Here is a 4,061-nt window from a genome sequence, read left to right as displayed (position 1 = left end):
GCCGCCCGGGGCCTCCTGCTGGTCCCGGGTCGCGCCGGAATACCCCGCTTCCCGGACGTGGGCGTGCTCTCCGCTCGCGGAGAGCACGAGGACCCGCAGCGCCGGGTTGGCGCCGACCAGCTCCTTGCAGACCTGGACCCCGGGCATGCCGGGCAGGTTGAGGTCGAGGACCAGGACGTGCGGGGCCGCCGCGCGGGCCCGGCGGACGGCCTCGGGTCCGTCGCCCGCGGTGGCCACCAGGTCGAAACCGGCGGCGGACAGGTCGCGGGCGACCGCGTCCCGCCACATCGGGTGGTCGTCCACGACCATGACCTTGATTCCGGCCAGGCCGTTCGGCCCGCCCGGCCCGTTCTGCCCGCTCGACTCGCTCGACTCGTTCACTGGGTGCTCCCCCTCGGTACTTTCAGTTCCACTTCGGTGCCCTGCCCCGGGACGGACACCAGCTCGGCGCTGCCGCCGAGGTCACGGAGCCGGCCCCGGATGGACAGGGCCACTCCCATCCGGCCCTCGCCCTCGGCCTGGTCGAGCCGGCCGGCCGGGATGCCCGGGCCGTCGTCGCGGACGGTCACGATCACCTCGTCGCCCCAGTCCTCGACCAGGATCCAGGCACTGGCTCCCTCGCCCGCGTGCTTGCGCACGTTGTCGAGGGCGGCCCCGACCGCGGCGGCCAGCTCCCGCGCCGCGGGCACCGGCAAGGGCACCGGGGTGCCCGGTTCGGCGAAGCTCACCCGCGAGCCCGCGTGCGGGGCGAGCAGGGTCCGCAGATCCAGCTCGCCCTCGTCGGCGCCGGGTTCCTCCACCTCGAAGGCGGCCACGAGCGCGCCGTGCGCCTCGTCGCGGGAGATCCGGGAGGGGCGGGCCAGCCCGCTGGAGACCAGGGTGCGCAGCGCGACCTCCTGTTCCCCCGCCATCCGGCCCAGCTCGGCGGCCTCCCCGCCCAGTTCGGTGCCGCGCCGCTGGACCATCGCGAGGACCTGGAGGACCCCGTCGTGGATGTCGCGGGCGAGGCGTTCGCGCTCGCGCGTGGCGGCCTCGATCTCCAGGGCGCGGGCCAGGGTGGCCTCACTGGCCCGGGCGACCTCGACGACGTAGCCGATGGCGATGGAGGCCACCCAGACCAGCAGCACGTTGTGCAGGGTGTCCCGGGTGGGCTCGCCGCGCTGGACGAGGTTGGCGGCGGCGACGAAGCTGGAGGCGAAACAGGCCCAGCGCCAGCCGCCCTTGATGGCGAAGGCGAGGACGGAGCCCGCGGTCCATATGGAGGGGAGCGTGGGGCCGCCGTCCACGATCCGCGCGTGCGTGTCCGCGAGCGGGGTCAGCAGGATCCCGATGCAGGCGACGGTGAGGTCGGCCCCCAGGAACCGCTTGGTGCAACTGGCGGCGTTCGCCACCTTGGGGAGGGTGACCAGGGTCCAGCCCGCGAGGAGGGCGAGGTAGGACGCGGCGATCCAGGGGCGGTCGAACTGCTTGTAGGCGGAGGCGAACAGCAGCGCGGCGTAGACCGTGGTGATCAGCCGATAGGCCGTCAGGGCACGCCACAGCGGCTGCTCGACCGACATGCGTACGACGCGCTCGCGCTTCGCCATCTCCCCCACCCCGTACGGGCGGTCCCGCCCGTGTGCTGCTACTTGTCGCCGGCCGCGGCGGCCGGGTCGGACTTCTCCGCGCTCTCGGCCTTCGCCGCGCTCTCGGCCTTCTCGCTCCTGGCGGCGGCCTTCTCCGCGTCGGCGATCTGGCGCTTGGCGGCCGTCGCGTAGATGTCGACGTACTCCTGGCCGGAGAGCTTCATGATCTCGTACATGACCTCGTCGGTCACCGAGCGGAGGATGAAGCGGTCCCCGTCCATGCCGTGGTAGCGGCTGAAGTCGATCGGCTTGCCGATCCGGATGCCCGGGCGCATCAGCTTCGGCACCACCTTGCCGGGCGGCTGGATCTTCTCCGTGTCGATCATCGCGACGGGGATCACGGGCGCACCGGTGGCCAGCGCCACCCGGGCCAGACCACCGGGCTTGCCGCGGTACAGCCGGCCGTCGGGTGAACGCGTCCCCTCGGGGTAGATACCGAACAGCTCTCCGCGCTCGATGACGTCGATGCCGCTCTTGATGGCGGCCTCGCCGGCCCCGCGCGCACCCGATCGGTCCACCGGGAGCTGGCCGACGCCCTTGAAGAAGGCGGCCGTCAGCTTGCCCTTGACACCGGGGGAGGTGAAGTACTCCGCCTTCGCGATGAAGGTCACCTTCCGGTCCAGCACGGCCGGGAGGAAGAAGGAGTCGGAGAAGGACAGGTGGTTGCTCGCGAGGATCGCCGGCCCCTCTGCGGGAATGTTCTCGAGGCCCTCCACCCACGGCCTGAAGGCGAGCTTCAGAGAACCGCCGATCGAGAACTTCATTGCGCCGTAGATCAACTCGAAAGCCTTCCTGTGTCTGTCGAACAGACCATATCCCGTGGCCGCACCCGCAGCCGTCCGACGACCCTGGTCGGTGTCACCCCCTTCGCGTACGGTGAAGTCACACAGCGCTACGCACCCCCCACCCCCCTCGAAGGAGACCCTGGTGCCCGTCCTCCCTGGAGCCGAGCCGTTCCGCCACGAGGGCGGAAAGGTCGGTGTCCTCCTCTGCCACGGCTTCACCGGTTCCCCCCAGTCGATGCGGCCCTGGGCCGAGCATCTGGCCTCGCGGGGACTGACGGTGTCGCTGCCCCTGCTCCCCGGGCACGGGACGCGCTGGCAGGACATGCAGCTCACCGGCTGGCAGGACTGGTACGCCGAGGTGGACCGCGCGCTGCGGGAGCTGCTCGACAGCTGTGATCAGGTGTTCGTCTTCGGGCTGTCGATGGGCGGCGCGCTGACGCTGCGGCTGGCGGCGAAGCACGGGGACAGCATCAGCGGGATCGTCCTCGTCAACCCGGTCAACAAGATCCACGACCCGAAGGCCGTGGCCCTGCCGGTGGTCAAGCACTTCGTCCGGTCGACGCCGGGCATCGCGAGTGACATCGCCAAGCCGGGAGCGGAGGAGGTCGGCTACGACCGGGTCCCGACCCGGGCCGCGCACTCGCTGCGGAAGTTCCTGCAGATGCTGGACACCGAACTGCCGCAGGTGACACAGCCGCTGCTGCTGCTGCACAGCCCGCAGGACCACGTGGTGCGGCCGGCGGACTCGACGCGGATCCTGGCGCGGGTGTCCTCCACGGACGTCACCGAGACGCTGCTGGAACAGAGTTACCACGTCGCGACGTTGGACCATGACGCGGAGCGGATCTTCGCGGACAGCTACGCGTTCGTCGGGCGGCTGTCGGAGAGCTTGGGCAGGGAGGGGGCGGCCAGCGGTGGCTGAGCACGAGGAGTCCTCCGGGGGTGTTCCCCCGCTGGATGAGGAAGCGGCGTGGGCGGCGATCGTGGCCGGCTACGGCCAGGAGCCCGCGGACCCGCCGGGCGCGAGACCGTTCCGGCCGATCGAGAACCTCCTCCTGCCGGAGGAGGACGTGAAACCGGCCACCCCGGCGCCGTCGGCCGACCCGGCCGGCCCGACCGGCCCGGCCGACCCGGAGCCGCCGTCTCCGGCGGCTCTGGGCAGCTCGGTGGTGTTCGCCCCGGGCGTGGGCGGAGCGGGTCCGCGGGACCACTCCCTGGCCGACCCCGACGACTCCCCCGAGACCGCGAAGGACGAGGGCCACTTCGTCCCCCCGGAGCCCGAGCTGCCGGAGGCGGACGCGACGTCGAAGTTCGCCTGGCTGGCGGTGGTGGGCGGACCGGTCCTGCTGCTCCTGGCGGTGCTGCTCCAGTGGGAGATGACCTGGTGGCTGACGACGCTGGGCGTCGGCGGCTTCCTCGGCGGCTTCGCCACGCTGGTCGCGCGGATGTCGACGGGCGAGGACGATGACGACGACCCCGGTCGGGGCGCGGTCGTCTAGCCCGCAGCCCGGAGCGGCCCCCCGCCTGCGGGGCGAAGTCCCCTACCCGCCCTTCCACCGTCCCCGGGCCCGCCCGGCCCCGGTCCTCGAACGCCGGACGGGCTGAAGGACCGCCTCAAACGCCGGCGGGGCTGGATCCGTCCAGCCCCGCC

5 protein-coding genes are annotated in these 4,061 nt (G+C 72.5%); 2 read left to right on the top strand and 3 right to left on the bottom strand.

Annotation, left to right across the window (positions count from 1 at the left end):
• The 3 genes from ABZY57_RS32200 to ABZY57_RS32190 all read right to left on the bottom strand — a co-directional run.
• On the bottom strand, nucleotides 1-309 hold a 309-nt coding region (locus ABZY57_RS32200), incomplete at its 3' end, for a response regulator transcription factor (RefSeq protein ID WP_356518004.1).
• A gap of 68 nt (nucleotides 310-377) precedes the next feature.
• Nucleotides 378-1,586, bottom strand: coding sequence for a DUF5931 domain-containing protein (locus ABZY57_RS32195; RefSeq protein WP_356518000.1), 1,209 nt, complete (start codon nucleotides 1,584-1,586; stop codon nucleotides 378-380).
• Between the two features lie 38 nt (nucleotides 1,587-1,624).
• The gene (locus tag ABZY57_RS32190; RefSeq protein WP_356518002.1) at nucleotides 1,625-2,389 is read right to left on the bottom strand and encodes a lysophospholipid acyltransferase family protein; all 765 of its coding nucleotides are present in this window, start codon (nucleotides 2,387-2,389) and stop codon (nucleotides 1,625-1,627) included.
• Between the two features lie 163 nt (nucleotides 2,390-2,552).
• Between ABZY57_RS32190 and ABZY57_RS32185 the strand changes: the two genes are divergently transcribed.
• Nucleotides 2,553-3,332, top strand: a complete 780-nt coding sequence (locus ABZY57_RS32185; RefSeq protein WP_356517998.1) for an alpha/beta fold hydrolase — start codon at nucleotides 2,553-2,555, stop codon at nucleotides 3,330-3,332.
• On the top strand, nucleotides 3,325-3,909 hold the full coding sequence (locus tag ABZY57_RS32180) for a hypothetical protein (protein WP_356517996.1): 585 nt from the start codon (nucleotides 3,325-3,327) through the stop codon (nucleotides 3,907-3,909). Before ABZY57_RS32185 ends, ABZY57_RS32180 begins: the two co-directional genes overlap by 8 nt.
• Nucleotides 3,910-4,061 lie beyond the last annotated feature (152 nt).

Origin of the sequence: Streptomyces sp. NPDC006450 (assembly GCF_040612195.1) — a bacterium.
Lineage (GTDB): Bacteria > Actinomycetota > Actinomycetes > Streptomycetales > Streptomycetaceae > Streptomyces.
This window is presented reverse-complemented; position numbering and strand designations above follow the sequence as displayed.

What these genes read in the sequence shown, in the direction of transcription:
- ABZY57_RS32195 (WP_356518000.1), bottom strand. Translation starts at nt 1,586, where the DNA reads ATGGCGAAGCGCGAGCGCGTCGTACGCATGTCGGTCGAGCAGCCGCTG.
- ABZY57_RS32190 (WP_356518002.1), bottom strand. Translation starts at nt 2,389, where the DNA reads ATGAAGTTCTCGATCGGCGGTTCTCTGAAGCTCGCCTTCAGGCCGTGG.